This window comes from Burkholderia sp. Bp8994 (assembly GCF_003853805.1).
Taxonomy (GTDB): Bacteria; Pseudomonadota; Gammaproteobacteria; order Burkholderiales; family Burkholderiaceae; genus Burkholderia.
In genome coordinates this window covers 40,724-66,228 of the sequence record NZ_QTQH01000022.1, presented here as the reverse complement: position 1 = coordinate 66,228, position 25,505 = coordinate 40,724, and the positions used below count along the sequence as shown (strand labels likewise).

Below are 25,505 nucleotides of genomic sequence, written 5' to 3'. Positions count from 1 at the left end.
CGAACGAGCATACGCGATCGTGCCGCGCGGCGTCGTGAAGACGCGGGCGCCCCGCGCGGCAAGGCGCAGCGACGCGCAGCGACCGGATCTGCGGCAGTCCGCCCCTTTCGACGGCGTCGGGCAATCGTCGGCGCGTTGGCGCCGTTTCGTCTGAAACCTGAAACCGGACGGGCGCCGGCGCCCCGCACTCAGCCCCAGTCGGACGCCGACTCGTCCGGATCGACGAGCGTCAGCCCGGACGCCGGCAGCGGCAGCGCGGTCTTGTAGCGCACCTGCTTCAGCGCGAAGCTCGACCGGATGTTCGACACGCCGGGAATCGTCGTCAGCCGCTCGATGATGAAGCGCTCCAGCGTGCGCATGTCGGGCATCACGACGCGCAGCAGATAGTCGGCGTCGCCCGACATCAGGTAACACTCCATCACCTCGGGCCGCTGCGAGATCGCCTCCTCGAAACGCTGCAGCGCATCCTCGACCTGCTTCTCGAGACTGACCTGGATGAACACGTTGATCCGCAGCCCGAGCGGCTCGGGATCGAGCAGCGTGACCTGCTGGCGGAACAACCCGAGCTTCTCCAGCGCGCGCACGCGGTTGAAGCACGGCGTGGCGGACAAGTTCACCGCGCGCGCGAGTTCCGCGTTCGTGATGCGCGCGTTCTGCTGCAGCTGGTTCAGGATGCCGATGTCGATGCGGTCGAGCCGACGCGGGTTTGCGCTCATGGTCGAAATATTCCGGAAGAGTGGCCACAACCGGAATATTTACACTATCCGTGAGCGAAATCCCAATGAAATCAGACGCATATTTTGCGGATCGGCGGGTAGCATGATCCGACCGATTGCCACTGATTGCGCGCCGCTCCGAACCGGCGCGCGGGGAGACCTGCGATGACGGACCTGTCGAACGGAATCGACGCCACACGGCGCGCGGGCGCGGCTCACGCCGACGCCGACCCGGAAGAAACCGCCGAATGGCTGGAAGCGCTCGACGCCGTCGTCGCGCACGTCGGCAAGGAACGCGCGCAGTACCTGCTCGGCCGGCTCGCCGCGCATGCGCACACCCGCGGGCTCGCGGCGCCGCGCGGCCCCGTCACGCCGTACCTGAACACGATCGCCGCGCACGAGCAGACGCCGTATCCGGGCGACGCCGAGCTCGAGGAACGGCTGTCCGCCGCGCTGCGCTGGAACGCGCTCGCGATGGTCGTGCGCGCGAACCGCGCATACGGCGAACTCGGCGGCCACATCGCGAGCTACGCGTCGGCGTCGGACCTGTTCGAAGTCGGCTTCAACCATTTCTTCCGCGCGGCGCCGGCCGACGCAGGCCATGAAAGCGGCCCGGGCGGCGACCTCGTTTACTTCCAGCCGCATTCGTCGCCGGGCGTGTATGCGCGCGCCTATCTCGAAGGCTTCCTCACTGAAGATCACCTGAAGCACTACCGTCGTGAAATCGCCGGGCCCGGGCTGTGTTCGTATCCGCATCCGTGGCTGATGCCGGATTTCTGGCAGTTCCCGACCGGCTCGATGGGCATCGGCCCGATCAACGCGATCTACCAGGCGCGCTTCATGCGCTACCTGCAGCATCGCGGGCTCGCGAACACCGCCGGCCGCACCGTGTGGGGCTTCTTCGGCGACGGCGAGATGGACGAGCCCGAATCGCTCGGCGCGCTGTCGCTCGCCGCGCGCGAAGGGCTCGACAACCTCGTGTTCGTGATCAACTGCAACCTGCAGCGGCTCGACGGCCCGGTGCGCGGCAACGGCCGCGTGATCGACGAGCTCGAAGCGCTGTTCGCCGGCGCCGGCTGGAACACGATCAAGGTGCTGTGGGGCTCCGACTGGGATCCGCTGTTCGCGCGCGATCACGCGGGCGCCCTCGCGCGCGCGTTCGCCGACACCGTCGACGGCCAGTTCCAGACCTTCTCCGCGAACGACGGCGCGTACAACCGCGCGCGCTTCTTCAGCGGCGACCCGGCGCTCGAAGCGCTGGCCGCCCAGCTCACCGATGCGGAAATCGACCGCCTGCGCCGCGGCGGCCACGACGCGCGCAAGCTGCACGCCGCGTATGCGCGCGCGCTCGCCCATCGCGGCCAGCCGACCGTGATCCTCGCGAAAACGATGAAGGGTTATGGAATGGGCGCGGCCGGCCAGGGGCGGATGACCACTCACCAGCAGAAGAAGCTCGACGTCGATGACCTGAAGGCGTTCCGCGACCGTTTCCGGTTGCCGCTGTCGGACGGCGACGTCGAGCAGTTGAAGTTTTACAAACCAGCGGAAGACAGCCCGGAAATGCGTTACCTGCATGCACGCCGGGCTGCCCTGGGAGGCTATCTGCCCAGAAGGCGGATGGCGGCATCGAATGGGCTGACCGTCCCTTCGATGCCGGCCTGGGGTGCGTTCGCGCTGGAGGCGGCCGGCCGCGAGATGTCGACGACGATGGCGCTCGTGCGCATGCTCGCCGCGTTGATCAAGGATCGCGACATCGGTCCGCGCGTGGTGCCGATCGTGGCCGACGAGGCGCGCACGTTCGGCATGGCGAGTCTGTTCCGGCAGGTCGGCATCTACTCGCCGCTCGGACAGCGCTACGAACCGGAGGATCTCGGCTCGATGCTCTACTACCGCGAGGACACGCGCGGCCAGATTCTCGAAGAAGGGATTTCGGAAGCCGGCGCGGTGTCGTCGTGGATCGCCGCCGCGACCGCGTACAGCGTGCACGACCTGCCGATGCTGCCGTTCTACATCTACTACTCGATGTTCGGTTTCCAGCGGATCGGCGACCTGATCTGGGCCGCCGCCGACCAGCGCTCGCGCGGCTTCCTCGTCGGCGCGACGTCCGGGCGCACGACGCTCGGCGGCGAAGGGTTGCAGCATCAGGACGGCAGCAGCCATCTCACGGCGTCGACGATTCCGAACTGCCGCGCTTACGACCCGGCGTTCGCGTACGAAGTCGCAACGATCATCGATGCCGGCATGCGCGAGATGGTCGAACAGCAGCGCGACGTGTTCTATTACGTGACCGTGATGAACGAGAACTATGCGCAGCCGTCGATGCCCGACGACGATCCGGCCGCACGACGCGAAGGCATCCTGAAGGGCATGCATCGGCTGCCGTCCGCAGTGAACGCGACCGCGCGCGTGCAGTTGTTCGGCGCGGGCGCGATTCTCGGCGAGGTGCTCGCCGCGCAGCGGATGCTGAAGGACGACTGGAATATCGATGCAGCCGTGTGGAGCGTCACGAGTTTCAGCGAGTTGCAGCGCGACGGGATGGAAGCCGAACGGCAGTCGCGGCTCGGCGACGGATCGGCATCGTCGTATGTCACGCGGATGCTAGAAGGAACGCATGGCCCGGTAATCGCCGCGACCGATTACGTGCGTGCGGTGCCCGAACTGATCCGCGCGTACGTGCCGCGCCGCTACGTGACGCTCGGCACCGACGGGTTCGGCCGCAGCGACACGCGCGACGCGCTGCGCGCGTTCTTCGAAGTCGATCGCGCGAGCATCGTGCTCGCCGCGCTGAAGGCGCTGGCTGATGACGGGGAACTCGATGCGGCGGCGCTGGATACTGCGCGCGAACGGCTCGGCAAGACGGTGCGGCAGCAGCCGGGCGCGGCGCCGTGGCAACGCTGAGCGCGCCATGTAGCGCCCATTTTCGAGATGGCGGGCGAAGACGAATAGGTAGAATAAGTCCATTCGTCAGGAGAATTGCCCGTGCCAACACCGAGATGTTCGAGCTTTTCCGAAGCGTTTCAAGCAAACATGACCGCGCTGCATATGCCCGTTCCCACAACGCTGTTTGCGACCCTGCAAACCGCGGTGGCGAGTGTCAGCACGATGATGGGCGCGCTCAAGACACTAGGTCCGGATGCGAAGGTCGCGGAATTGTTTGGCGCGACCACGAAACTCGAAGTAGCAACCGTCGTTGGGGCGATCCTCGGCAGCGTCTATCTGGGCGCGGTCATTGGTAGCCTGATGGTCGCGACAGATGCTGCGTCGGCAAACGGGGAACCGACCTGTCCTTGGCGGTTGCGCAATGGGGCGCGCGCCATCGCCTTGCGGTTCATCCATTGATCATGGCGCAAATCCTGCGGCATCCTGAAGTTCTCGCGCCCGGCCGCATAGCTATCTCGGGTTGAAGGCAAACACTGCAATCCGGAGTACACGATGAAGTGGATTGTGGATCATTTGCTCCTCATCGTCACGGCGCTGATTTGCACCGCCGTAGGATGGACCATCATCGCCGCGACCGGCGAATGGTTTCCCACCCTGATGATAGTGATCGCATTCGCAACGCTGTGGGGCGATAACGCACGACTGCGAAAGCTACTCGAGCAAAACGGCATCGACCCCAGACAGCGCAAGCGATAGGAGTCGAAGCGAAGTGAGTACGCCATCCACATCCCGCTGCACTAAACCGGCAGCGCATGCGTCGACAAAATCTCCTTGAGCACCATGAACGAGCGCACCTGCCGCACGCCGGGCAGGTACAGCAGCTGTTCGGCGTGCAAGCGATTGAAGCTCTCGTTGTCGCGCGTGCGGACCAGCATGAAGTAGTCGAATTCGCCGGTCACCACGTGGCACTCGACGCACCCTGACACCTTCTGCGCGGCCTTCTCGAATTCGGCGAACGCCTCCGGCGTCGAACGATCGAGCACGAAGCCGATCACGACCAGCATCCCGGCACCGAGCGGCTTCGGATCGAGCAACGCGACGATGCCGCGGATCAACCCCATCTCCTTCAGCCGCTCGACGCGCCGCAGGCATGCCGGCGCGCTCAGCTTCACCTTCGCGGCGAGGCTCACGTTCGAGATCGACGCGTCCTGCTGCAGCTGCCGCAGGATCGCGCGGTCGATGCGGTCGAGCGTCGGCGCGGCATCGGCGGGGGCGGCGCTGCTGCGATCTAATTTCATTGCGTCTCCGATTGATTCTGCGAACCAAAATTATCTGCCTCTGCTTTTATACATCGATAACGTAGGCGTTCATCATTTATTTCGCAAGCTCATTTCCCGGCGTCCTGCCTATCATCTTTGCATCGGGACACGGCTCACCGGCCGCACGCGACCGATCCGATTTCCTGCCCACCGTCTTTCGGAGACTCTCGATGAACCTGCAACGTTTCCCCCGTTATCCGCTCACGTTCGGCCCGACGCCGATCCAGCCGCTCAAGCGCCTGAGCGCGCATCTCGGCGGCAAGGTCGAGCTGTACGCGAAGCGCGAGGACTGCAACAGCGGCCTCGCGTTCGGCGGCAACAAGACGCGCAAGCTCGAATACCTGATCCCCGACGCGCTTGCGCAAGGCGCCGACACGCTCGTGTCGATCGGCGGCGTGCAGTCGAACCAGACACGCCAGGTCGCGGCCGTCGCCGCGCATCTCGGGATGAAGTGCGTGCTCGTGCAGGAACATTGGGTCAACTACGAGGATCCGGTGTACGACCGCGTCGGAAACATCCAGCTGTCACGAATGATGGGCGCCGATGTGCGGCTCGTCGCCGACGGTTTCGACATCGGCATTCGCCGCAGCTGGGAAGAAGCGATGGAGAGCGTGCGGCAGGCGGGCGGCAAGCCGTATCCGATTCCGGCCGGGTGTTCCGAGCATCCGCTCGGCGGACTCGGGTTCGTCGGCTTCGCGGAAGAAGTGCGCGAGCAGGAAGCACAGCTTGGCTTCAAGTTCGATTACATCGTGGTCTGCTCGGTCACGGGCAGCACGCAGGCGGGGATGGTCGTCGGCTTCGCGGCCGACGGGCGCGCGGATCGCGTGATCGGCATCGACGCGTCGGCGAAGCCGGAGCAGACGCGCGAACAGATCACGCGCATCGCGCGGCATACGGCCGAACTGGTCGGCCTGGGGCGCGATATCGAAGAGAAGGACGTCGTGCTCGACACGCGCTATGCCGGGCCGGAATACGGGCTGCCGAACGATGGCACGCTGGACGCGATTCGTCTGTGTGCGCGACTGGAAGGCGTGCTGACCGATCCCGTCTATGAAGGGAAATCGATGCACGGAATGATCGACAAGGTGCGGCGCGGGGAATTCGAGCCAGGGTCGAAGGTGCTGTATGCGCACCTTGGCGGCGTACCGGCGTTGAGCGCGTATAGCGGGATTTTTCGGGAAGGCTGATCTGGCGACGCAGCAGACCGGCGAGGCCTGCGTGAGGTCGGCACTGCCTCGCGGGTGGGCCGCCTCCTGTCGATTCCCACTGGAAAGCCGCCTCGATCCGAGCGGAATCGCGACCGACCGGTACGTGAAGGTCGACGACTGCGTCTGGTCCTTCACGTGGATCCACGACATCGTGCTGCCAATGACGGACAGCCCCTGCGCGCAGCGGCCGACAGCAGCAGCCGCGGCGCCGGCAAACGGCGAACCGTTTCCACTTTCCTCATGTTTTATTTGCGCCGCACTGCTTCGCGCTATCCCGCCCGCGCGGGCGCGTACCCGGCTTGCGCGCGGCGAGGCGAATACAATTCACCCACGCCGACACGCAGTCCAAGGCTCTCTCAGGCTCTCTGTGGCTCTCTTCGAATCGTTCAGTCACGCGCTGGCTGCCGCGTTTCGCCGGGCCGAATGTGTCGACACCGGCCCCCAAACCTGACGCGACAAACAATAGTGACGCGGTGAGCAATAATAATGGAGAAAAATGGCATGTCAAGGTGATTCGCATTTTCAAAGTTTGCGTATTGCGTCACTTTTGAATATGCTCTTCGTCGCTCAAACCCAGGAGACCCCATCGAGATGCCCAATAGCGAGCAGGCCAACGTCGATCTCATCACCGCCACCAAGGTGCACGATCTGCTGACGCGCAACGGCATTCCGCCGCGCAGTCACAACACCACGATCGCGAACGTGCTCGGCCTCAGTTTCTCGGTCGTCACGCGCAAGATGAAAGGCCTGATCCCGTGGAACCTGTCGCAGTTGCAGGACATCGCGACGCACTTCGGCGTGCCGCCCGCGATCCTGCTCGACGACAAGGGCACGCAACCGGCCGCCGCCGAGATGATCGATGCGACGCTCGTGATCGAGTCGCGCCGCTTTCGCTGCCGTGCGGCGATCTCGGCGAAGGCCAGCAGCCAGATCGACACGGATTTCGTCGCGCTGCAGTGGCAGGGAGAATGGATCGTCACCGAACGCCAGCACGCGCGCGAAGGCCGCCTCTATCCGGTCGACGTGATCGAACTGCGCTCGAGCCAGCCGACCGTCTACGCGGCGCGGATCGCGGTGGTCGACGATTCGCAGGACGTCGCCGAAACCGTATGCGAATACTTCCTCGAAAAAGGCGTGAACGCGATTCCGTACTACGACGGCGCGTCGTTCCGCAAGGCGCTGGAGCTCGAGGATTTCGACGCCTACATCCTCGACTGGATGCTCGGCGACGAGACCGCGGCCGAGCTCGTGCGCGGCATCCGGTCGAGCGAAAACGGCGGCGCGCCGATCTTCCTGCTGACCGGCAAGATCTCCACCGGCGAGGCGAGCGAGGACGAAATCGCGCACATCGTGTCGCACTACAACGCGCGCTGCGAGGAGAAGCCGGTGCGCCTGCCGATCCTGTTCGCCGAAGTCGCCCGCGAACTGAAGCTCACGCAGCCGGCGCCGGCCGCGGTCGCCGCCGCGAATTGAGAGCCCCCCCGAAAACCCATCACCACGCGCACACGAACGAAGGGACCGACATGCGAATTTCGACCATCTGGATCAAGAGCCTGCTCACCGCCGGCCTGCTCGGCATCGCCGCCGCGAGCTGGGCCGCGTCGTTCACGTTCACCGTCGACGGCAAGATCGGCCGCAGCAACCAGCCCGGCAAGACGGTGTTTGTCTTTACCGAGCAGGCGCTGATGGCGCTGCCGCAGCACACGATCGTCACGTCGACGAGCTGGACGCCGAAGGCGACCTTCACCGGCCCGCGCCTGTCCGACGTGCTGAAGACCGTCGACGCGCACGGCACGCAGATCGAGTTCCGCTGCATCGACGAATACACGTTCACGATCCCCGTGTCCGATGCCGACAAGTACGGCGTGATCCTCGCGCGCACGATGAACGGCAAGGTGCTCGGCAACGACAACTACGGCCCGCTGTGGATCATGTATCCGCGCGACCAGTACCCCGACGAGCTGAAGACGCCGCTCGGCGAAGCCAAGTTCGCGTGGCAGATCATCGGCCTGACCGTGAAGTAAGCGCGCGGCATGATGCGCGTGCGGTGGAAGAACAGAAAAATCATCCTGGTCCTGGGATCGCTGTGGATCCTGGGATTCGCCGCGTGGGCATTCCTGCTGTGGGACCTGCTCGCGACGTCGGTCAACGAGGGTGTGCTCGAGGGGCCGCGCGAAGGCGTGTTCTGGACCGCCGCGCAATACCGGAACGCGTATGCGCGCTTCGACCGGCAACTGATCCTCTACTCGACGCACGTGGACGACGACTTCGACCACGTTCAGATGCAGCTCGACAGCCTGTCGGTGTCGTTCGGGTTCCTGCAGCGGCCGTCCGAAGTGTCCGAATACTGGCTGCGCATCCCGCGCGCGCGTGCCGAAATCGCGGTGCTCGGCGCATTCATGGCGCGCCTGAAGCACGACGTGCCGCTGCTGCGCGATGCGCGGAACGATGCGCCACACGTGATCGACGATGTCAACGCGTACTGGCCGAAGGTCAACGGCCTCGCGAACTACTTCCGCGCAATCGAGATGGCGCAGCGCGACTTCACGTTCCATCAGCTGAAGGAAAAGCAGCGGGCGATCCTGTCGCTCGGCATCATCCTCGGCGTGATCCTGTGCGCGCTGTTCCTGCTGCTGTTCTATACGATGCGCACGCGCGAAGACCTGCTCGAACGACAGGACGCGGCGCTCGATGCGGAGCGCAAGGCATCCGATCGCGCGTTCGAGATGATCGAGGCGAAGAACGCGTTCCTCGGGATGGTCAGCCATGAACTGCGCACCCCGCTGCAGGCGATCTGCGGATCGATCGAGATCCTGCTCGCGCGGCCGCAATCCGACGCGAACCTGAAGACGATCCGGCGGCTGCAGAATTCCGCGTCGTCGCTCGAAGCGCTGGTCAAGGACCTGACCGACTACATCAAGCTGCGCTCGACCAAGCGCCTCGCCGAAACCGAAACGGTCGACATGGCGTCGCTGCTCGCCGAGGTGCTCGATCCGCTGCGCGAGAAGATCGCGACCAAGCGGATCGCCGTCGCACAGCGCGTCGAGCCTCGCGACCTCGCGATCCGCTCCGACCGCAAGCTGTTGCGTCAGGTGTTGTCGAACCTGATCGAGAATTCGGTGAAGTACACGGTCGACGGATCGATCGACGTGTCGATCGCGCTCGTCGACGCGCCGGCCGGGCGGCAGTTGAAACTCGTCGTGCGCGATACCGGCGCCGGCATCGCAAAGCAGCATCTGTCGAAGATCTTCGAGCCGTTCTATCGCGCGAACGACGCGGTCGGCCTGCATGTGGACGGCATCGGGATGGGGCTCGCCGTCGTGCGCGAGATCGTGACGACGCTGCGCGGCCACGTGGACGTGCGCAGCGTCGTCGGCGAGGGCAGCGAGTTCGTCGTGACGCTGCCTGCCGAGGTGCCGGATGCCGGCGAAACGGCCGGCGACGCGCCGGCGTGGCCGGCCGCCGCCGCGCACCGCAACCGCCGCGCGCTCGTGGTCGACGACAACGACAACGCGCGCGAAACGCTCGGCGCGATGCTGTCGGCGCTCGGCCTCGACGCCGATCTGTGCGGCACCGGCCAGGAAGGCGTCGCCCGTTTCGGCGACACGCATTACGACCTCGTCGTGCTCGATCTCGAGTTGCCCGACCTGAGCGGCTTCGAAGTCGCGCACCGCATCCGGATGGTCGCGCAACCGGACGACGACGGAAAGTTTCCGTCCATTGTCGGTGTCAGCGCATATGAATCGGCCGCGCTGCGCGAGAACCAGCGGGTGTTCGACGAATTCCTGCCGAAGCCTGTTCACCTGCGCGAACTTGGCGCGCTCGTCGAGAAGCTGCTCGGCTGAGCGTGGCCGCGACGCGTGACGGGCGGACCCTCTGACCGCCCGTGGCGCGGTTCCGCGCCTACTCGCCGATCAGATGCAGTACGATATCGCGACGATGCGGGGCGCGACGATGCTCGAACAGATAGATGCCCTGCCAGGTGCCGAGCACCATGCGTCCGTGCTCGACCGGGATCGACAGCTGCACCTGCGTGAGTGCCGTACGCAAATGGGCGGGCATGTCGTCGGCGCCTTCGGTGTCGTGCTCGTAACGCGTGTCGTCCTCGGGCGCGAGCGTCGCGAAGTAGCGTTCGAGATCGCGCTGCACCGACGGATCCGCATTCTCCTGGATCAGCAGCGAGGCGGACGTATGGCGGCAGAACACGGTGAGCAGGCCGGTGCGAATCGACTGCTGGTCGACGAACGCGCGCACCTGCGGCGTGAATTCGACGAGGCCGCTGCCGCGCGTGTCGACGGCGATGTGCGTGATGGCCTGTTGCATGGCGATGCCTTCAGGCCAGCGCGGCAAAGCCGTCGGCTTCGATCTGCTGTGCATCGGCCGGGCGCACGACGCGTGCGACCTCGACGCCGTCGCGCAGGAACACCAGTGTCGGCCACAGCTTCACGCGGAACGAACGGCCGAGCGGGCGGCCCGGGCCGTCCTCGATCTTCAGGTGGCGCACGGCGGGGTGTGCCGCGAACGACGCCACGATCGCGGGTTGCGCGCCCGCGCAGATCCCGCACCAGTTCGCGCCGAATTCGATGACCGTCGCGCCGGCGAGTGCGTCGACTTCCGCGCGCGTGGGCGCTTCTTCGGAATAGCGTTGCGGGGTGTGCATCGGTGCCCTCATGTGCAATTCTGGAACGTGATCGCGCCGGGTCGGCGGGTGCGATCGGCGATGTCCTACTGTAGCGGAAAAGCCGGCGCGATGCCGGCGCGCGGACGCGCAAACCCGCCGTCGCAATGGCCGACGCCTGCCGTGCGCCGCCTGCGCATGACGCGCAATTCCCGTTCCTCCGTCGCGCCGCCCCTCCGGATGACACGACAAGAATCGGAGCGCCGCGCGGCCGCGACGGGATCAGCATGCGGACTGACCCGCCAACGAAACGAAGGCCCCGACCATGAACGCTCCGCATCGCGTCACCGAACCGAACATCCTCTATTTCGGCACGCCCGTCGTGCTGGTCAGCACGCTGAACGAGGACGGCACAGCAAATCTTGCGCCGATCTCGTCCGCGTTCTGGCTCGGCTGGCGCGGCGTGATCGGCATCGCCGCCAGCTCGCAGACCACCCGCAACCTGCTGCGCACCGGCGAATGCGTGCTGAACCTGCCGTCGCCGGCGCAGGCGCACGCGGTCGACCGGATCGCGCGCACGACAGGCACCTGTCCGGTGCCCGACGGAAAGCGGGCCAAGGGTTATGTTTACGAACCCGACAAGTTCGGCACGGCCGGGCTTACCGAGGCGGCATCGCAAACCGTGTCGCCGCCGCGCGCGCTCGAATGCCCGGTTCACCTGGAATCGGTCGTCGCGGCCGCGCACGGCCTCGCAGACGAAACACCCGACCTGCGCGGCAAGATCACGCTGTTCGAGCTGCGCATCCAGCGCGTGCACGTGCATCCCGACCTGCTGATGGATGGCCATCCGGACCGCATCGATCCCGACAAATGGTCGCCGCTGATCATGAGCTTCCAGAAGTTCTATGGACTCGCGCCGCATCAGGTGCACGCGTCGCGGCTCGCCGAGATTCCCGAGCACGCGTATCGCAGCCCCGACATCGAGCGCTCGCGCGACGCGGCCGCGCCGGCCGGTACGCCACGGCCGATCGGATAAGATACGGCCGGCCACCCTCATTGGCCCATGACCGAACCGACGGAGTGTTTTCAGTGATTCAAGCTACCCCAGTATTCAAGGACAACCTCGCGCAATTGCCGGCCATCGACGGCATCGCACGCATCGATCTCGTCGGCGCGAACGGCGACGTGGTCGCCACCATCGAGAACCAGCCCGGCAAACAGGGTTCGCTCGCCGTGTACCACTACCTGAAGCAGGCATTCGGCACGCTTGACGCGAAGGCTGCCGAGCATGGCTTGGCCGTGTTCGCCGAGCACACCGCCGATGCGCGCAACCGCCCCGGCGCACACCCGAACGTCGATCGCCTGCTCGCGATCGTCGCCGGCGGCGAAGCGCTGCGCATCGACGTCGTCGCGAAGGGCTGAGCGACGGCCGGGGCAATGATGCCGCGCGTCGATGCGCGGCACGCACATGCATCTCGCCAATGGGCGCAGGCGTATGCACGCACCTGCCGTGATACCCGTGCCCGCATTCAACGCGATCGATGACGGCCTCGCCCCCCGTCATTTTCACGATTTGATGTCCTGATTCAAACCCTCCTCCGCGAAAATCACCGGCCATCTCGACGGCAAATCACGTCGTCCGTCATTCGAAGACGCCGAAGCGCTCGCGACACATCCCACCGCCCGCCAAGCATGTAGGCCCATCGCGGCACCACATATCGTCCATGCATCGAGCATGCCGGCATGCTCGCGCAAACACGGCGCCGACAACCCGTGCGATCGATGCCCGGTCGTTCGCAACACACGCATCGCGAAAACTCCCTCGCATCGCATTAGTACGTGTATCAATTGATGACGACCGCATTTAATACTCGTCCCATTTAAATCGCATCCCAGGTTACCCAAAATTGCCATGGGTTGAGTCGAATCCAACGCATCGCCCTCCCCGGCACGGACCCGTCCGTATCAAAAATCCGGCCAATGCGATGCACGCGATCGACCTCTAAGGCAGGCAGCGTCCCTTCCCCTCGTCAACCACTCCCGTGAAACGGAAGCAACGGCACCGCCCGGATTTATCCCGGCGCGGTACGGCTCGTTGCGTCCTGCGCGAGGCGACGGACGCCGCATCGAATACATCGGTAGCGAAGGTATATGCATACGGCACTCGAACAGCAACGCGCCGCCGCTCCGTCGGCGATCCATGGGTTCCTCACGCGCATCGTCGACATCACGCTGATCGCGCTCGGCGCCGCGGCGGCAGCCTGGTTTTCTCCCGGCGACGGCATCGATCCGTCCGACAACGTGGCGATCGTCGCGAGCACGGCAGTGTTCGCGATGATCCTGTTCCCGGCGTTCGGCGTGGCGCGCATACCGCGCGATCGCGCGACCGGTCGCATCGTATTCCTTACCGTCTCGGCATGGCTGCTCGCGCTCGCCGGATCGGCAATCGTCATGTTCGCGATGCGCGGCGCGTTGCCGGTGCCGCCGAGCGGATTCCTGCTCTGGGCGGCGGCAAGCGGCATCGCACTCGTCGCGTTTCGGCTCGCCGTATGCGCGACAGTCGAACGGATCGTCCACGTGGGCGAACGCACCAGGCCAGTCGCGATCGTCGGCGGCGGTGCACATTGCGTCGCCGTGCTCGAACGGATCGCGCAATCGCCGTCGGCGCGCTATCGCGCGGCAGCCGTGCTCGATCCGGACCGCTCCGCACAACCCGGCGCGAACGGCATCGAAGCCTTTTCCACGCTCGACGCGTTCGCCGCGCACGTGCGGGCGCATGCGATTCCGGAAGTCTGGATCGCGCTGCCGATCACTGAAACCAGCGCCATCGTTCGCGTGCTCGATACATTCCGGCACGACCTCGTCGACGTCCGCCTCGTACCCGACGTCAGCCAGCTCGCGATGTTCGACGGCGCGATGGTCGATCTGGTGGGTGCGCCGGCGATCAACCTGGTCGCCTCTCCGCTGTCGCCCCGCGCGCTGCTTCAGAAAGCGATTTTCGATCGGTTGTTTGCGGCGGCGGTGCTGGTCGGCACGGCGCCGCTGCTGCTCGCGATCGCGCTGGCCGTCCGGCTGTCTTCGCCCGGCCCCGTGCTGTTCCGCCAGTTGCGCAAGGGCGCGAACGGCAAGGCGTTCGCGATCTACAAGTTCCGCACGATGCACATGCATGCCGACGCGGACGGCGGCGTGCGGCAAGCGACGCCCAACGATCCACGCGTGACCCGCATCGGCGCGTTCCTGCGCCGCACGAGCCTCGATGAAATGCCGCAGTTCATCAACGTGCTGCGCGGCGAGATGTCCGTCGTCGGCCCGCGTCCGCACGCGCTCGAACACGACGACCTGTATCACACGATCGTCGACGGCTACATCCATCGCTATCGCGTCAAGCCCGGCATCACCGGCTGGGCGCAAATCAACGGCCTGCGCGGCGAAACCGACCGCATCGAGAAGATGCAGCGCCGCGTGGAAGCCGATCTTCATTACCTGCGCAACTGGTCGTTCGCACTCGACATGCGCATCGTCGCCGCGACGATCACGTCCGGCTGGACACATCACAACGCGTACTGATCACGCGCGGGGCGCCGCCGCACGGCGCCCATCCCTGGAGAAAGCCATGCCTATGGAATCCGCCGCAAACGTGCGGCCCGGAGCCGCGCGCCCGCGCGGCGCCCGCCTGTTGCCGATCCTGTCGATCGCGACGCTCAGCGTCGCGCTGTCCGCCTGCGCGCTCGCCCCCGGCATGCGCATGGCCGAATCGCCCCCGTCTTCCGCGGCGGATGCCCGGCCCGATGGTGAAACGCCGCATTACGAGATCCGGAAAATCGGCCCCGACCTGATTCGCCAACTGAAGGCGCAGGCGGCACGGCAACAGGCCGCGCAGGCCGATCTGCTGACGGCGTCGCCCGGCGCTTACCGGATCGGCCCGGGCGACGTGCTGCAGATCACCGTATGGGATCACCCCGAGCTGGCGGCCGCGCAAGGCGCGGCAGCGCCGAACGCGCCGCACGCCGCCGATCCCGTCACCGGTTTCGTCGTCGACCAGAACGGCGATCTTGCATTCCCGTTCGCCGGCCGGGTTCACGTCGCGGGCCTCACCGCCGACGCCGCGCGCACGCGCGTCGCCGATGCGCTCGCGCGCGCCTACCGCAATCCGCAGGTCACGCTGCGCGTCGCGTCGTTCCGTTCGAAGCAGGTCTATATCGACGGCGAAGTCCGCGCGCCAGGCAACCAGCCTGTCAACGACGTGCCGATGACGCTCTATGAAGCGCTCGGCCGCGCAGGCGGCCTGAATCCGGCCGCCGATCAGAGCCGGATGACGCTCGTGCGCGACGGCGTAACGCATCCGCTCGACCTGACGCAGTTGCTGCGCCAGGGCCGCAACCCGGCCGACATCGTGCTCGCCGCTGCGGCTGAATCTGCCGATGCTGTTCTCGCCCGGGCCGAAGGAAATCGCCATGCAGGGGTTTGTGTGGATCGCGCTGGCCGCCGCGTGGCGGCGCGCGCCCGGCGACGGCCTGTTGGCCCGCGACGTGCTCGCGTCGCTCGTCATCGGGCATGTCGCCGTGTCGATGCTGTTCGAGCCCGATCTCGGCAGCTACACGCGCCATTTGTCGAGCGTGTCGCTGCTGTGCGCGATGCAGTTCGTCGGTTTCGCGCGCCCGGTACGCCGGGCAGGTCGGTCGGTGTCCGTGCCGGGCGCCGATAGCGGCGCCGCAAGCGGTGTCGAAGCGCACGTGCCTCCGTCCGCCATCTCGCCTTCGCGGCGCACGGTTCGGAGGTACATGTGATCGCAAACATCCGGCGCCAGCCGATCTACCTGAACATCCAGTCCGCACGGGCGCTCGCCGCGCTCGCGGTGGTCGCCTATCACTTGCACGTGCTGCCGTCCGGGCAGGCCGGCGTCGACGTCTTCTTCGTGATCAGCGGCTTCATCATGTCGTGCGTCGCGCCGCACGAGGGGCGCGACTTTCTCGTCAAGCGCCTGATCCGGATCGTGCCGCTCTACTGGGTGACGACGCTCGGCATCTACGCGATCGCGCTGCTGCGTCCTCACTGGCTGAACACGACGACGGCGGCGCCCGACTATCTCGTCAAGTCGCTGCTGTTCATCCCGTACGTAAAGGAAAACGGCCATTGGGGGCCGCTGAATCTCAACGGCTGGACGCTTGAGTACGAGATGCTGTTCTATCTCGTCGTCGCGGCCGCGCTCGGCTGCGTGCGTGCACGTCATGCGACCGTGTTTGCCGCGCTGACGCTTGCGTTGCTGTGCGCATGCGTGGCCGTTTTCGACCCACGCGGCGCGACCGTCGTCGGCCATCTCGGTCAGCCATTCGTGCTGGAGTTCGGTCTTGGCGTCGTGGCGCACCCGACGCCACCAGCCCCAGCAGCGACACGCCCGCCGCGAGCAGACGCTTGCCGCCGCTCGACTTGCCGCGACGGCGCGCCGTTTCCCCGACCGCGCACCAACCACCCTGCGCTTCGCTCCATACCAATGAATAGGCCCTGTTCATTTTGGTATCCTCTTTAATTTGTTGTGGAAGCCCCGCCTTTCTGGACGGACCGATCACGCCTGCTCAGAAATACTGAGCGGCCTGAACCCATACGCTCGGCGCGGGGGTCGGCGAACCGAACGCCGCGCCGAGCGGCCACGCGGCCGTCAGCGTCACCTGGCGCTTCGCGCCGTACCAGCTCGCGCCAATGCCACCGGCCTGCATGTTCTGCATGTTTCGTTCGTGCGTCCACGGGTGCTTGTTGTCCTGCACGCGCCCGGCATCGACGAATGTGCTGACCTGCCACCCCGGCGCGACGAGATAACGCAACTCCGCGCTGGCCTGCCAGCCCTGGTCGCCGCTGCCGGCACCGAGCGCATACGCGCGCACGCCGTACGGGCCGCCAAGACTGAACTTCTCCGATTCATCGAGGTTGTGCGATGCAAGCTGCGCGCTGAATTGCGTGTACAACTCGAACCGGCGCCCCAGCGCCTGCACACGCAGCGCGCTCACATTCAGCTTGGCAAAACTTCCGATCGACTTCTTCCACGTATCCGCCCCGAACGGATCGTTGTTGCGCAGCCGTCCGATGCCGAACATCACCGAGAACCCGTTGCGGCCGCCGCCCAGCAAGCCGTCCTGACTATTGCCGCTGACGCCGAAGGTCCACAGGCCGACGTTCTTGTCGCGCCGGACGTCGAATATGCCGTAGTCGTCGCGCAGGTTCTTGTTTTCGTACTGGATCTGCGCGGTGACGCTCAGGTTGCGCGCGCGCACGAGTGGCTGCGTCACGTACGCGGTTTGCACGCTCGCGCGGCCTTGAGATTCGAGATCGGAAAAAGCGCCGCCGAGCCGGTAGCGCAGCGACGAATACGCGACGCCGACCCGCGTCGACGCGGGCCCGACCGGTACCTGGTAGGCGGCACGGTAGTAGCGCTGCAACCCGTTGCTGAGGAGCCCACGCACGCTCAGGCGATCGCCGAGCCGCAGCGGTGAATTGACGTCGACACTGGCGCCGAGACGGTAGCGCCCGAGCGCTACGTCGCCGAAGTTGTCGAATTCGAGCGATCCGGACGCGAGCGGCCCTTTGTCGGCGTCGACGACGAGATCAGTGGTGCCGGGCATTTCGCCCGGACGCAACGTGCCACGCGCACTGACGCCGGCCAGGTCGTCGAGCAGCAACAGGCGGCGCTCGAGATCGGGCCCGCGTACGACATCGCCCGGACGCAGCGCCGAGAGCGGCTGGCGCAGCGCGACGCCGAACACGCGCGAATGGTTCTGGATCTTGATTTCGCCGTAGCGCCCTTCGGCGATCTCGATACGCACGACGCCGTCGTCGATGTCCTGGCGAGGCAGGTATGCACGTGCAAGCACGTAGCCATGGCGGCGATAGTACGCGGTGATGCGCCCCGCAGCGCGTTGCAGTTCCGCGAAACTCAACGTGCCGCCAGCCAGATCGGCGACGAGCGGCAGCAGTTTGTCGCTGGCGAACACGGTATTGCCGTCGAGCGCGAACGCGCGAACGAACACGCGCGGCCCGGACTCCGGCGCGCTCTCGGCGGCCTCTTGAGACGGCGGTACCGTCAGCTCGGGCGTGGTTTCCGCCGGCAGATCCGGACGCGGCGCCTCGATGTCGCGCATCGCGCGACCCGCGTCCGGGACTTGCGCATGTGCCGACCCGAACAGGCCCGCAGCACCGCCGCAGATCAGGGCAACGCACAATGCGTGACGGGCCCTCGGCGCCACGCTTGCTCCACGCGACACGACATACAAACAGGCGCCGGGTGACCGCGTCGCCTCAACGTTACCGATTTCGACGCGACGACGGCCGACGACTTGCATAGGATCTACTCGCATGGAACACATTCGGACCTCGCCGGCGAGGCACTCGCCAGCTTTAACTCAAGCGCCGAATGCTACAGACAGACATTTCGCATGTATTTAGATCACGTACGAAAATTCGTGACCGAATTGTTAATTGCGGGTGCAACTGCACGATGCGTGATCCGGGTCGCGTCACGCACGACTTCCCGCACGAGACGCGAGCAGAACTGCCGGCGTGACGCGAGATTGAAACCCGTGTCATAGAGCACGCCGATCCGGCGCATTGCCACGTCGACGAGGCCGTGCCGCCGCGCGGCGTCGGGCGGCTGCTTCAATCGCGCGATCACGCACGCGCCGCGATCCGAGCGTGCGAGAAACCGCGACATCGTCGTCACGCGCGACAGCGGAAACGTGCTTTCCGCGACGAGCGGCTCGCCGCCGCGCTCGCGACTTCGAGAAACGGCCGCACCGTCACGCGGATGAAGACGATGTCGCCGATCTCGGGTTCGACCGGCAACGGCATCGTGTCCGGCTCGACCGTACCGACAGCGAAAAGATGGCGCCAGCGTATGCCCTGCCGGCGCACCATGAGCAGCTGAGAACCCGTGTCGATCGACATGCGAACCTCACTCGAGCGGGATGACCGCGAGCATGTCAGCCGCGGCCACATCGCGCATCGGGGAATCGCTCCGCGCCCCGCGGGAGCGAATTCCGGTACTGGCGCGCGGCGCGCGCGCAATCGTCAGCGATTCGCGCCCAGCGCCACGCGCAGCCGCTCCATCAGCCGTGTGTAGTGCCGCACCACATCGGCCTTGTCCGCCACGTTCGCGGTCGAGAACCGCTCGGACCACGCCGCCTTCCATTCATACGTGCCGTGCACGCTGCGGTCGCCGTCCGGCGCGTGGATCAGCGAACGGATCCGAGCGTCGCGGCCCGGCCCCGTATGCATCTCGAACAATGCGTGGATGAACGTGTGATACGCGTCGTACACGTCGTCGTCGAACAGGTAGCGGTAGATGTGAAACGTGCGGTCGAGTTCGCGCTTCGCGCGGATCACGTCGTCAGGGGAGATGTCCTTCCAGTAGCCGATCCACGTGTAGAAGCACAGCAGCGCATTGAGCTGTGGCGCGACCGTGTCGTACAGCGTGAGCCGCTTCTCGATCAGCCGCTGGTTGGTCCACTGCACGAGCTCGAGCCGCTTCAGCCGGCGCGCGACGAGCCAGCCCAGGCACGCGACCGACAACGGCGTCAGCACGCCGAGCACGAGCTTGACGATTTCCAGCGAATTCCACGGATTGTTGAATGGCTGCATGAATGGCTCGACAAGAAAGACGCACCGCCCGGCGGATCGCATCGCGCACGGCGCGCGTGTTCGTCGATTGCCTCGCGGTTGACCGTTAGTTGCTTGCGCATCGAAGCCGCACCGTGATGCAGCCGGTGCGCGGCGATGCGGCTCGTCCCGCCAGTGTATCGGCCGAATGTCACCGACCGGTGACGATTTGCCGAATCGTCGTCATGCAACCGCCCGCGTTACGTCGGCAGCGCCGACGTGAGCTTGACCTTCTGCATCGGAATGTCGGTCTTGACGCTCAGCACGCCCGGGATGCGCGTCAGGTATTCCATCTGGAAGCGCCGGTAGTCGTCGATGTCGGCGGCCACCACGCGCAGCAGGAAATCGCAGTCGCCGGCCATCAGGTGGCATTCGACCACTTCCGGCATCTGCTGGACAGCCTCGGCGAAGCGGTTCACGGATTCCGCGTCCTGCCCCTTCAGCCACACGCGAGTGAAGATCGTCAGCCCCTTGCCGACCTTCGCCGGGTTCAGCACGGCCACGTACTTCTCGATCACGCCCGCTTCCTCGAGCAGCCGCACGCGCCGCAGGCACGGCGACGGCGACAGCCCGACCTCGTGCGCGAGTTCCACGTTCTGCATGCGGCCGTCACGCTGCAGCGCGCTCAGGATCCGCCGGTCGATAGCATCCAGCTTCATTGGCATCAAATTCCAAAAAAATCGCAAATCACTCGTTCAATGCCAAATTCTCAGGAATATTGGTCCGCAACGCAACCCGATTCGAGTCAAAAAAGCAGACAATCCTACTCCCCCGAAGGAGGAGTAATGAGCAGTAGCGTTTCAACGTCGTCCGGGCTTCGCGACAAGCCCGCCTATGTCGCCGAGATGGGCCGCGGATTGCGCGCGGCGCTGCCCGTCATGCTGGGTTTCGTGCCGTTCGCGCTGGTGCTCGGCGCACAGGCCGCGCAAAAAGGGCTGAGCCTGCTCGAGGTCCCGATGATGACGGGCCTGAACTTCGGCGGCGGCTCCGAATTCGCGGCGATCCATCTGTGGACGTCGCCACCGCATATCGCGCTGATCGTCGCGATGTCGTTCCTTGTGAATTCGCGCCACATCCTGATGGGGGCCGCGTTCGCGCCATACATCCGGCGCCTGCCGCGCCGCCGCGCGTTCGCGGCGCTGTTCTTCATGTGCGACGAAAGCTGGGCGATGTCGCTCGCCGACGCGCGCTCGCGCTCGGCCTCGCACATCAGTGTCCCCTATTACGCGGGCATCTGTTCCGGGCTGTACCTGACGTGGATCTCGATGACGACGCTCGGCGCGGCGGTCGGCCCGACGATCGGCAACGTCGAGCAGTACGGCTTCGACATGGCATTTACGGCCGTGTTTCTGGTGCTGCTGCGCGGAATGTGGAAGGGCATGCGAGCGGGCCGCCCGTGGTTCGTGAGCCTTGTCGTCGCAGCCGGCACGCACCTGGCCGTGCCCGGCGCGTGGTACGTCGCGGCCGGGGCGTGCGCGGGGCTGATCGCCGCGCTGCTGTGGGAGCCGCGCGATGCTGCCTGATTTCGCGACGGTCGCGACCATCGTGCTGATGGCGTCGACCACCTACCTGTCGCGCGTGCTCGGCTACGTGCTGCTGCGCAACCGCACGCTGAGCCCGCGAATGGCATCGGTGATGGAAAACGTGCCGGGTTGCGTGCTGATCTCGGTAATCGCGCCGGCCTTCGTGTCGACGCGCCCGGCCGACCTGCTCGCGCTCGCCGTCACGCTGATCGCGGCGACCCGCCTGTCGATCCTGCCGACCGTGATCGTCGGCGTCGTGTCGGCCGGCCTGCTGCGGCATCTGCTCGGGTAATCGGATCACGCGGGCGGCACATCGAACCGGAAGACGGGCGCGCGATGCGCCCGTTTTCGTATCCGCGTGCGGGGTGCGCTGCGCTGAGGTGCGCTGAGGTGCGGCATGACACGACACAACATGCGCCGCGACGGGATGCTAGCCTTGCGGGTGTACCCGCGATGCCTTTCCCCTCTCATTGCCTACCTGCGAGGATCGTCCCGATGCAAGAAACCCGCCCGCTGTTCGACCGCGTCCTGCTCACCAACGACGACGGATTCGACGCCCCCGGCCTTGAAGTGCTCGAACAGGTCGCCACGGAACTGGCGCGCGAAGTCTGGATCGTCGCGCCGGCGGAGGACCAGAGCGGCACGTCGCATTCGCTGAGCCTGCACGAACCGCTGCGCGTGCATCGCAAGGGCGAGCGCCGTTTTGCCGTGCGCGGCACGCCGGGCGATTGCGTCGCGATCGCGGTCAGCCACCTGATGAAGGACGCGCGGCCCGACTTCGTGCTGTCCGGCGTCAATCGCGGCGCGAACCTCGGCACCGAAACGGTGTTCTCCGGCACGGTCGGCGCCGCGATGACGAGCATGCTGGTCGGCGTGCCGGCGATCGCGCTGAGCCAGGCGTTCGTCGACCGCAACGCGGTGCCGTGGCATACGGCGCTCACGCACGCGCCGGACGTGATTCGCCGGCTCGTCGCGGCCGGCTGGGACAGCGACGCCTGCCTCAACGTGAATTTCCCGGCGCGGCCGGCCGACGACGTGCGCGGCCTGAAGGTGACGAACCAGGGCGCCGGCACGCTGCAAGGCGTCGACATCGTGTCGGGGCGCGATCCGCGCGACATCGAATACCACTGGCTGAAACTGGCGCGCGCACCGCGCGACGACGATGCGGATTCGGAAACGGCCGCGCTCGGCGAAGGCTATATCGCGGTCACGCCGCTGAAGTTCGAACGCACGCACGATCAGGCGCTCGCGCGGCTGCGGTCGAACCTCGGCTGACCTGGAGAGCCTTTACCGGTCACGTCAGGTTCATTCCCCCGTCGAGCATCACGATCTCGCCCGTCACATAATCGGACGCGACGAGCATCGCAACCGTCTGCGCGACGTCGTCCGGCGTCGCCGCACGGCGCATCGGCGCGCGCTCGCGCCAGAGCTGCTGCGCGTCGGTCCAGTCTGCGGTCAGCGGCGTATCGACGAGCCCCGGCGCCACCGCATTGACGCGAATCGCCGGCGCGAGCGTACGCGCCAGCAAGCGAGTCGTGTGATTCAGCGCGGCCTTCGCCGCCGCATAGGGAATCGACGCCCCCTTCGGCCGCACGCCGGCGTGCGAACTGACGTTGACGACGCACCCGGCACGCCCGCCCGACGCCGCCTCGAGCAGCGCGGGCTGCGCTTCGGCGACGAGCCGAAACGGCGCGATCACGTTGATCTCGTGCATCTCGCGCCACACGTCGGGCGTCGCGGCGGCGAGATCGTCGTGCGGAATCACGCGGCTGACGCCCGCATTGTTGACCAGCACGTCGAGGCGGCCGTGCACCGCCAGCGCGTCGCGAATCAACCGCACGCGTTGCGCATCGTCGGCGAGATCGGCCTGCACGTAGGTCGCGCCGAGTTCGCGCGCCATCGCGCGACCGGTGTCGGCGGAACTGCGCGAATGGAGGATCACCGCGTAGCCGTCCGCCGCCAGGCGTCGCGCGATGGCCGCGCCGATTCCCGACGTCGATCCGGTGACGAGCGCGACAGGCCGATGCACGCGCGACGCGCGCGGCTCGGCGACGGTTTCGGTTTCAGGTTCCGTTTCGGAAATCGGGGCGTTGATCGGCGGATGCGGCGCGTCCATGGCGTGGAATCCTGTCAGTGGCGTTCCCGCATCATAAGCATGACGACGGCCGATGCGGATGCGTGCCGTCTACGGCCGTTTCGGCAGGTCGACGAAATCCTCGAGCTCGCCGGCGATGTAAAGCCGCTTGCCGATTCTCGGGTATTCGCAGACGTCGTGTTCGAGGCGCTGGCCGAGGATGAACAGTTCCAGCGGCACCTCGCCGGTGTTCTGCAACGTGTGTGCGTCGCCGCCGCGCGGAAAACCGAGGAAATCGCCCGGCCCGATTTCGCACGTGCGTTCGCCGATCGTGACCGAGCCGGTGCCGGACAGCACGTACACGCATTCTTCCTCGTACAGGTGGCGGTGATACTCGGCCGATTCGTGCCCGGGCATCAGCGTGAGCAGGTGCGCGCCGATCTGCGTGAGGCCCGTCAGGTCGCTGAGCTGTCGTTTGAGGCGAACGGCATTGGGATTGAGCGAATGCACCGCGCGCGTCGGTTCCATCTTCGCGATGTCGGCGGCTTTCAGCAGCTCCCGGGGAGGTGTCGTGGACATGGGGATCTCGTCGGCGTGAATGCTGCGGTTGAGCGCGCCGCCCGGGCCGGCACGGCGCGCATGCCGCGTTATTGTCCGACATTTTCACGCAGACGAGCTGCACATTTCCAGATACGGATAGCCGGCGGCGGCGGCACGCGCGCGACGCATTCGCCGCCGCCGCTCAACCCACATGCACGCCGCGCAGCGTCGTCAGCAACGCGACGAGACGGTCGACGTGCTCGTCCTCCGTGCGCCACGACGACACGCTGATCCGGAACGCCGGCCGCCCCTGCCATACGGTCTGCCCGAACCATACGTCGCCCGAATCCTGCGCGGCCTGAAGGATCGCGATCGTCTCGTCGTCGGTGCCGGCGCGCACGAGCACCTGGTTCAGCACGACACGGTTCAGCACGTCGTAGCCGGCCGCGCGCAGGCCATCCGCGACGCGCTGGGCCTGTGCGCAATGCCGCTCTACCATCGTCGCCACGCCGGCGCGGCCGAGCGCACGCAGCGCGGCCCACACCGGAATGCCGCGCGCACGCCGCGAGAATTCGAGGTTCAGGTTCTTCTGCGCATCCTGCGCGCCGCTCAGGTAGACGGCATCGCTGTTCATCGCGGTCGCGAGCGCGGCCGCGTCGCGGCAGATCACCATCGCGCCGTCGTACGGCGTGTTGAGCCACTTGTGGCCGTCGGTGGTCCAGCTGTCCGCGCCGTCGATGCCGTCGGTCAGCGCGCGCTTCGACGACGCGCGCGCCCACAGCCCGAACGCGCCGTCCACGTGCACCCAGGCACCGGCGGCCTTCGCGCGCGGAATCAGCGCCGCGAACGGATCGAATTCGCCGGTGTTCACTTCGCCGGCCTGCACGCAGAGGATCGTCATGTCGTCGAGCGGCGGCAATTGCGCGGGGTCGATGCGGCCGTGCGCGTCGACCGGCGCGACGATCAGGCGCTTCATCCCGAAGCCGAGCACGCGCAGCGCCTTCTTCACGGTGATGTGCGCGAGCTCCGAGAGCACGACCTTCACCTCGGGTGCGCCGATCAGGCCGTCCGCGTCGACGTCCCAGCCCTTGCGCGCGAGCAGCGCACGCCGCGCGGCCACCAGCGCGACCAGCGTGCAGGCCGTCGCGCTCGTGCCGAAGCCGACCGCGCTGCCTTCCGGCAGCCCGAGCACGTCGACGACCCAGCGCGCGGCCTGCCGCTCGATCGTCGCGGCCACCGGCGAATTCGCGAACGACGACGCGCACTGGTCCCACGCGAGCATCAGCCGCTCGGCGGCTGCTGCGGCCGGCAGCGTCGCGCCGATCACGAAGCCGAAGTAGTTCGGGCCGTTCGATGCGACGGTCGCGGGCGTGCCCTTATCGTCGAGCAGGCGCAGCACGTCGTCGGCCGGGCGGCCCGCATCGGGCAGCGGCTCATCGAAGGCCGCAAGACCCGCGAGCGCCGCGGCGTCGGGATAGGCGCGCCGTTCGTCGGTCGCGGCGAGATACGCGTGCGCGCGCCGGTCGGCATCGGCCAGCAGGGCGAGTTCATCCATGTCGATTGCCTCTGTGAAGATCAGAGTTGCAGGAGGTCGCGGCCCAACCGATGCAGCGCATCGTCGATCCGCTTGTAGTACGTGAACTTGCCGACGCGCGTCGCCCGCACGAGCCCGGCATCCGCGAGGATCCGCATGTGGCGCGTGGTCGTCGCCGGTGCGATGCCGAGCTTCTCGGTGATGTACGTGCAGCACACGCCGAGCTCGTCGAAGTCGCCGTGCGGCTGCGGCGGGAAATGCTTGCGCGGCTGCTTGAGCCAGCGCATCACGGCCAGACGGCTTTCGTTGGCCAGTGCGCTGATGCGGGTGACGTCGTCCATGGTTCCGGTCTCGTTTGACGTTTTGAATATTAGCTAAATGACGAAACGTGGACAACCCGCTTCGCGGGCGATCTTGCGTTCACTGTCGCGGGGGAAGCGGCCCCGTTCC

25 protein-coding genes and 3 pseudogenes are annotated in these 25,505 nt (G+C 66.4%); 15 read left to right on the top strand and 13 right to left on the bottom strand.

Translation table 11 applies throughout. The features are described 5' to 3' along the window. Positions 1–188: 188 nt before the first annotated feature. Positions 189–716 (bottom strand): Lrp/AsnC family transcriptional regulator, encoded by a 528-nt coding sequence (locus tag DIE04_RS23500; protein WP_124520869.1) that lies wholly within the window; start codon positions 714–716, stop codon positions 189–191. Between the two features lie 165 nt (positions 717–881). On the opposite strand from DIE04_RS23500, the gene mdeB reads away from it, so the two are divergent. The 3 genes from mdeB (at position 882) to DIE04_RS23485 (ending at position 4,352) form a co-directional block, all read left to right on the top strand. Then, positions 882–3,614: an alpha-ketoglutarate dehydrogenase gene (gene mdeB / locus DIE04_RS23495; RefSeq protein WP_124520871.1), complete on the top strand. Its 2,733-nt coding sequence runs from the start codon at positions 882–884 to the stop codon at positions 3,612–3,614. A 129-nt stretch (positions 3,615–3,743) separates the two neighbouring features. Then, positions 3,744–4,055 (top strand): hypothetical protein, encoded by a 312-nt coding sequence (locus tag DIE04_RS23490; protein WP_260426915.1) that lies wholly within the window; start codon positions 3,744–3,746, stop codon positions 4,053–4,055. A gap of 93 nt (positions 4,056–4,148) precedes the next feature. Then, complete coding sequence (locus DIE04_RS23485) at positions 4,149–4,352, top strand: hypothetical protein (RefSeq protein WP_124487056.1); 204 nt, start codon at positions 4,149–4,151, stop codon at positions 4,350–4,352. Between the two features lie 41 nt (positions 4,353–4,393). Here the strand turns inward: DIE04_RS23485 and DIE04_RS23480 are convergent, their stop codons facing one another. Next, entirely contained in the window at positions 4,394–4,894 is a 501-nt protein-coding gene (locus tag DIE04_RS23480) for an Lrp/AsnC family transcriptional regulator (protein WP_124520873.1), read from the bottom strand. 191 nt (positions 4,895–5,085) lie between these two features. On the opposite strand from DIE04_RS23480, the gene DIE04_RS23475 reads away from it, so the two are divergent. The 4 genes from DIE04_RS23475 to atsR all read left to right on the top strand — a co-directional run bounded on the left by DIE04_RS23475 (position 5,086) and on the right by atsR (position 9,968). Then, positions 5,086–6,102, top strand: coding sequence for a 1-aminocyclopropane-1-carboxylate deaminase (locus DIE04_RS23475; RefSeq protein ID WP_124487058.1), 1,017 nt, complete (start codon positions 5,086–5,088; stop codon positions 6,100–6,102). A gap of 612 nt (positions 6,103–6,714) precedes the next feature. Next, positions 6,715–7,596 (top strand): helix-turn-helix domain-containing protein, encoded by an 882-nt coding sequence (locus DIE04_RS23470; protein ID WP_124487059.1) that lies wholly within the window; start codon positions 6,715–6,717, stop codon positions 7,594–7,596. A 50-nt stretch (positions 7,597–7,646) separates the two neighbouring features. Beyond that, a complete protein-coding gene (locus tag DIE04_RS23465) occupies positions 7,647–8,147 on the top strand; it encodes a molybdopterin-dependent oxidoreductase (RefSeq protein WP_124487060.1) in 501 nt (166 codons plus the stop codon). A gap of 9 nt (positions 8,148–8,156) precedes the next feature. Further along, on the top strand, positions 8,157–9,968 hold the full coding sequence (gene atsR / locus DIE04_RS23460; RefSeq protein WP_124520875.1) for a hybrid sensor histidine kinase/response regulator AtsR: 1,812 nt from the start codon (positions 8,157–8,159) through the stop codon (positions 9,966–9,968). 58 nt (positions 9,969–10,026) lie between these two features. On the opposite strand, the gene DIE04_RS23455 is transcribed toward atsR, so the two are convergent. Together DIE04_RS23455 and DIE04_RS23450 are read right to left on the bottom strand one after the other, a co-directional pair. Further along, the gene (locus tag DIE04_RS23455) at positions 10,027–10,446 is read right to left on the bottom strand and encodes a secondary thiamine-phosphate synthase enzyme YjbQ (RefSeq protein ID WP_124520877.1); all 420 of its coding nucleotides are present in this window, start codon (positions 10,444–10,446) and stop codon (positions 10,027–10,029) included. A 10-nt stretch (positions 10,447–10,456) separates the two neighbouring features. Continuing rightward, complete coding sequence (locus tag DIE04_RS23450) at positions 10,457–10,783, bottom strand: thioredoxin family protein (protein ID WP_047901862.1); 327 nt, start codon at positions 10,781–10,783, stop codon at positions 10,457–10,459. A gap of 283 nt (positions 10,784–11,066) precedes the next feature. On the opposite strand from DIE04_RS23450, the gene DIE04_RS23445 reads away from it, so the two are divergent. The 5 genes and pseudogenes from DIE04_RS23445 to DIE04_RS23420 form a co-directional block, all read left to right on the top strand. Continuing rightward, entirely contained in the window at positions 11,067–11,777 is a 711-nt protein-coding gene (locus DIE04_RS23445; RefSeq protein WP_124520879.1) for a flavin reductase family protein, read from the top strand. A gap of 53 nt (positions 11,778–11,830) precedes the next feature. Continuing rightward, on the top strand, positions 11,831–12,163 hold the full coding sequence (locus tag DIE04_RS23440) for a DUF2322 family protein (protein ID WP_124487065.1): 333 nt from the start codon (positions 11,831–11,833) through the stop codon (positions 12,161–12,163). 729 nt (positions 12,164–12,892) lie between these two features. Next, entirely contained in the window at positions 12,893–14,308 is a 1,416-nt protein-coding gene (locus DIE04_RS23435) for an undecaprenyl-phosphate glucose phosphotransferase (RefSeq protein ID WP_124520881.1), read from the top strand. Positions 14,309–14,360: 52 nt separating this feature from the next. Then, complete coding sequence (locus DIE04_RS23430; protein WP_260426240.1) at positions 14,361–15,446, top strand: polysaccharide biosynthesis/export family protein; 1,086 nt, start codon at positions 14,361–14,363, stop codon at positions 15,444–15,446. 78 nt (positions 15,447–15,524) lie between these two features. Beyond that, positions 15,525–16,031 (top strand): annotated as a pseudogene (locus DIE04_RS23420) (acyltransferase family protein); the annotation flags it as partial. Positions 16,032–16,167: 136 nt separating this feature from the next. Here the strand turns inward: DIE04_RS23420 and DIE04_RS30220 are convergent. The 5 genes and pseudogenes from DIE04_RS30220 to DIE04_RS23395 form a co-directional block, all read right to left on the bottom strand. Continuing rightward, positions 16,168–16,251, bottom strand: a pseudogene (locus DIE04_RS30220) (ESPR-type extended signal peptide-containing protein); the annotation flags it as partial. A 63-nt stretch (positions 16,252–16,314) separates the two neighbouring features. Continuing rightward, a complete protein-coding gene (locus DIE04_RS23410) occupies positions 16,315–17,871 on the bottom strand; it encodes a ShlB/FhaC/HecB family hemolysin secretion/activation protein (protein ID WP_260426241.1) in 1,557 nt (518 codons plus the stop codon). A 362-nt stretch (positions 17,872–18,233) separates the two neighbouring features. Beyond that, positions 18,234–18,673: pseudogene (locus DIE04_RS30320) on the bottom strand (YiiX/YebB-like N1pC/P60 family cysteine hydrolase); the annotation flags it as partial. A gap of 123 nt (positions 18,674–18,796) precedes the next feature. Then, the gene (locus DIE04_RS23400) at positions 18,797–19,366 is read right to left on the bottom strand and encodes a hypothetical protein (protein ID WP_124520883.1); all 570 of its coding nucleotides are present in this window, start codon (positions 19,364–19,366) and stop codon (positions 18,797–18,799) included. A gap of 218 nt (positions 19,367–19,584) precedes the next feature. Continuing rightward, complete coding sequence (locus DIE04_RS23395; RefSeq protein ID WP_006486309.1) at positions 19,585–20,043, bottom strand: Lrp/AsnC family transcriptional regulator; 459 nt, start codon at positions 20,041–20,043, stop codon at positions 19,585–19,587. Between the two features lie 126 nt (positions 20,044–20,169). Between DIE04_RS23395 and DIE04_RS23390 the strand changes: the two genes are divergently transcribed. The 3 genes from DIE04_RS23390 (at position 20,170) to surE (ending at position 22,182) form a co-directional block, all read left to right on the top strand. After that, positions 20,170–20,907, top strand: coding sequence for an AzlC family ABC transporter permease (locus DIE04_RS23390; protein ID WP_124487066.1), 738 nt, complete (start codon positions 20,170–20,172; stop codon positions 20,905–20,907). Beyond that, entirely contained in the window at positions 20,897–21,199 is a 303-nt protein-coding gene (locus DIE04_RS23385) for an AzlD family protein (protein WP_162999222.1), read from the top strand. Before DIE04_RS23390 ends, DIE04_RS23385 begins: the two co-directional genes overlap by 11 nt. A gap of 203 nt (positions 21,200–21,402) precedes the next feature. Then, the gene (gene surE / locus DIE04_RS23380; protein ID WP_124520885.1) at positions 21,403–22,182 is read left to right on the top strand and encodes a 5'/3'-nucleotidase SurE; all 780 of its coding nucleotides are present in this window, start codon (positions 21,403–21,405) and stop codon (positions 22,180–22,182) included. Between the two features lie 19 nt (positions 22,183–22,201). Here the strand turns inward: surE and DIE04_RS23375 are convergent, their stop codons facing one another. The 4 genes from DIE04_RS23375 to DIE04_RS23360 form a co-directional block, all read right to left on the bottom strand. After that, complete coding sequence (locus DIE04_RS23375; RefSeq protein WP_124520887.1) at positions 22,202–23,023, bottom strand: SDR family NAD(P)-dependent oxidoreductase; 822 nt, start codon at positions 23,021–23,023, stop codon at positions 22,202–22,204. A gap of 69 nt (positions 23,024–23,092) precedes the next feature. Continuing rightward, entirely contained in the window at positions 23,093–23,560 is a 468-nt protein-coding gene (locus tag DIE04_RS23370; protein ID WP_044845430.1) for a cupin domain-containing protein, read from the bottom strand. A gap of 163 nt (positions 23,561–23,723) precedes the next feature. Beyond that, positions 23,724–25,076 carry a pyridoxal-dependent decarboxylase gene (locus DIE04_RS23365; RefSeq protein ID WP_124520889.1) on the bottom strand — a complete coding sequence of 451 codons (1,353 nt, stop codon included), beginning with the start codon at positions 25,074–25,076 and terminating at the stop codon, positions 23,724–23,726. Positions 25,077–25,096: 20 nt separating this feature from the next. After that, entirely contained in the window at positions 25,097–25,396 is a 300-nt protein-coding gene (locus DIE04_RS23360; protein WP_040139054.1) for a helix-turn-helix transcriptional regulator, read from the bottom strand. Between the last annotated feature and the right edge of the window lie 109 nt (positions 25,397–25,505).

Bases quoted from the DNA above. Each gene is read 5' to 3' on its own strand.
- DIE04_RS23500 (WP_124520869.1), bottom strand. From the start codon at position 716: ATGAGCGCAAACCCGCGTCGGCTCGACCGCATCGACATCGGCATCCTG.
- mdeB (WP_124520871.1), top strand. From the start codon at position 882: ATGACGGACCTGTCGAACGGAATCGACGCCACACGGCGCGCGGGCGCG.
- DIE04_RS23490 (WP_260426915.1), top strand. From the start codon at position 3,744: ATGACCGCGCTGCATATGCCCGTTCCCACAACGCTGTTTGCGACCCTG.
- DIE04_RS23485 (WP_124487056.1), top strand. From the start codon at position 4,149: ATGAAGTGGATTGTGGATCATTTGCTCCTCATCGTCACGGCGCTGATT.
- DIE04_RS23480 (WP_124520873.1), bottom strand. From the start codon at position 4,894: ATGAAATTAGATCGCAGCAGCGCCGCCCCCGCCGATGCCGCGCCGACG.
- DIE04_RS23475 (WP_124487058.1), top strand. From the start codon at position 5,086: ATGAACCTGCAACGTTTCCCCCGTTATCCGCTCACGTTCGGCCCGACG.
- DIE04_RS23470 (WP_124487059.1), top strand. From the start codon at position 6,715: ATGCCCAATAGCGAGCAGGCCAACGTCGATCTCATCACCGCCACCAAG.
- DIE04_RS23465 (WP_124487060.1), top strand. From the start codon at position 7,647: ATGCGAATTTCGACCATCTGGATCAAGAGCCTGCTCACCGCCGGCCTG.
- atsR (WP_124520875.1), top strand. From the start codon at position 8,157: ATGATGCGCGTGCGGTGGAAGAACAGAAAAATCATCCTGGTCCTGGGA.
- DIE04_RS23455 (WP_124520877.1), bottom strand. From the start codon at position 10,446: ATGCAACAGGCCATCACGCACATCGCCGTCGACACGCGCGGCAGCGGC.
- DIE04_RS23450 (WP_047901862.1), bottom strand. From the start codon at position 10,783: ATGCACACCCCGCAACGCTATTCCGAAGAAGCGCCCACGCGCGCGGAA.
- DIE04_RS23445 (WP_124520879.1), top strand. From the start codon at position 11,067: ATGAACGCTCCGCATCGCGTCACCGAACCGAACATCCTCTATTTCGGC.
- DIE04_RS23435 (WP_124520881.1), top strand. From the start codon at position 12,893: ATGCATACGGCACTCGAACAGCAACGCGCCGCCGCTCCGTCGGCGATC.
- DIE04_RS23430 (WP_260426240.1), top strand. From the start codon at position 14,361: ATGGAATCCGCCGCAAACGTGCGGCCCGGAGCCGCGCGCCCGCGCGGC.
- DIE04_RS23410 (WP_260426241.1), bottom strand. From the start codon at position 17,871: ATGCGCGACATCGAGGCGCCGCGTCCGGATCTGCCGGCGGAAACCACG.
- DIE04_RS23400 (WP_124520883.1), bottom strand. From the start codon at position 19,366: ATGCAGCCATTCAACAATCCGTGGAATTCGCTGGAAATCGTCAAGCTC.
- DIE04_RS23395 (WP_006486309.1), bottom strand. From the start codon at position 20,043: ATGAAGCTGGATGCTATCGACCGGCGGATCCTGAGCGCGCTGCAGCGT.
- DIE04_RS23390 (WP_124487066.1), top strand. From the start codon at position 20,170: ATGAGCAGTAGCGTTTCAACGTCGTCCGGGCTTCGCGACAAGCCCGCC.
- DIE04_RS23385 (WP_162999222.1), top strand. From the start codon at position 20,897: ATGCTGCCTGATTTCGCGACGGTCGCGACCATCGTGCTGATGGCGTCG.
- surE (WP_124520885.1), top strand. From the start codon at position 21,403: ATGCAAGAAACCCGCCCGCTGTTCGACCGCGTCCTGCTCACCAACGAC.
- DIE04_RS23375 (WP_124520887.1), bottom strand. From the start codon at position 23,023: ATGGACGCGCCGCATCCGCCGATCAACGCCCCGATTTCCGAAACGGAA.
- DIE04_RS23370 (WP_044845430.1), bottom strand. From the start codon at position 23,560: ATGTCCACGACACCTCCCCGGGAGCTGCTGAAAGCCGCCGACATCGCG.
- DIE04_RS23365 (WP_124520889.1), bottom strand. From the start codon at position 25,076: ATGGATGAACTCGCCCTGCTGGCCGATGCCGACCGGCGCGCGCACGCG.
- DIE04_RS23360 (WP_040139054.1), bottom strand. From the start codon at position 25,396: ATGGACGACGTCACCCGCATCAGCGCACTGGCCAACGAAAGCCGTCTG.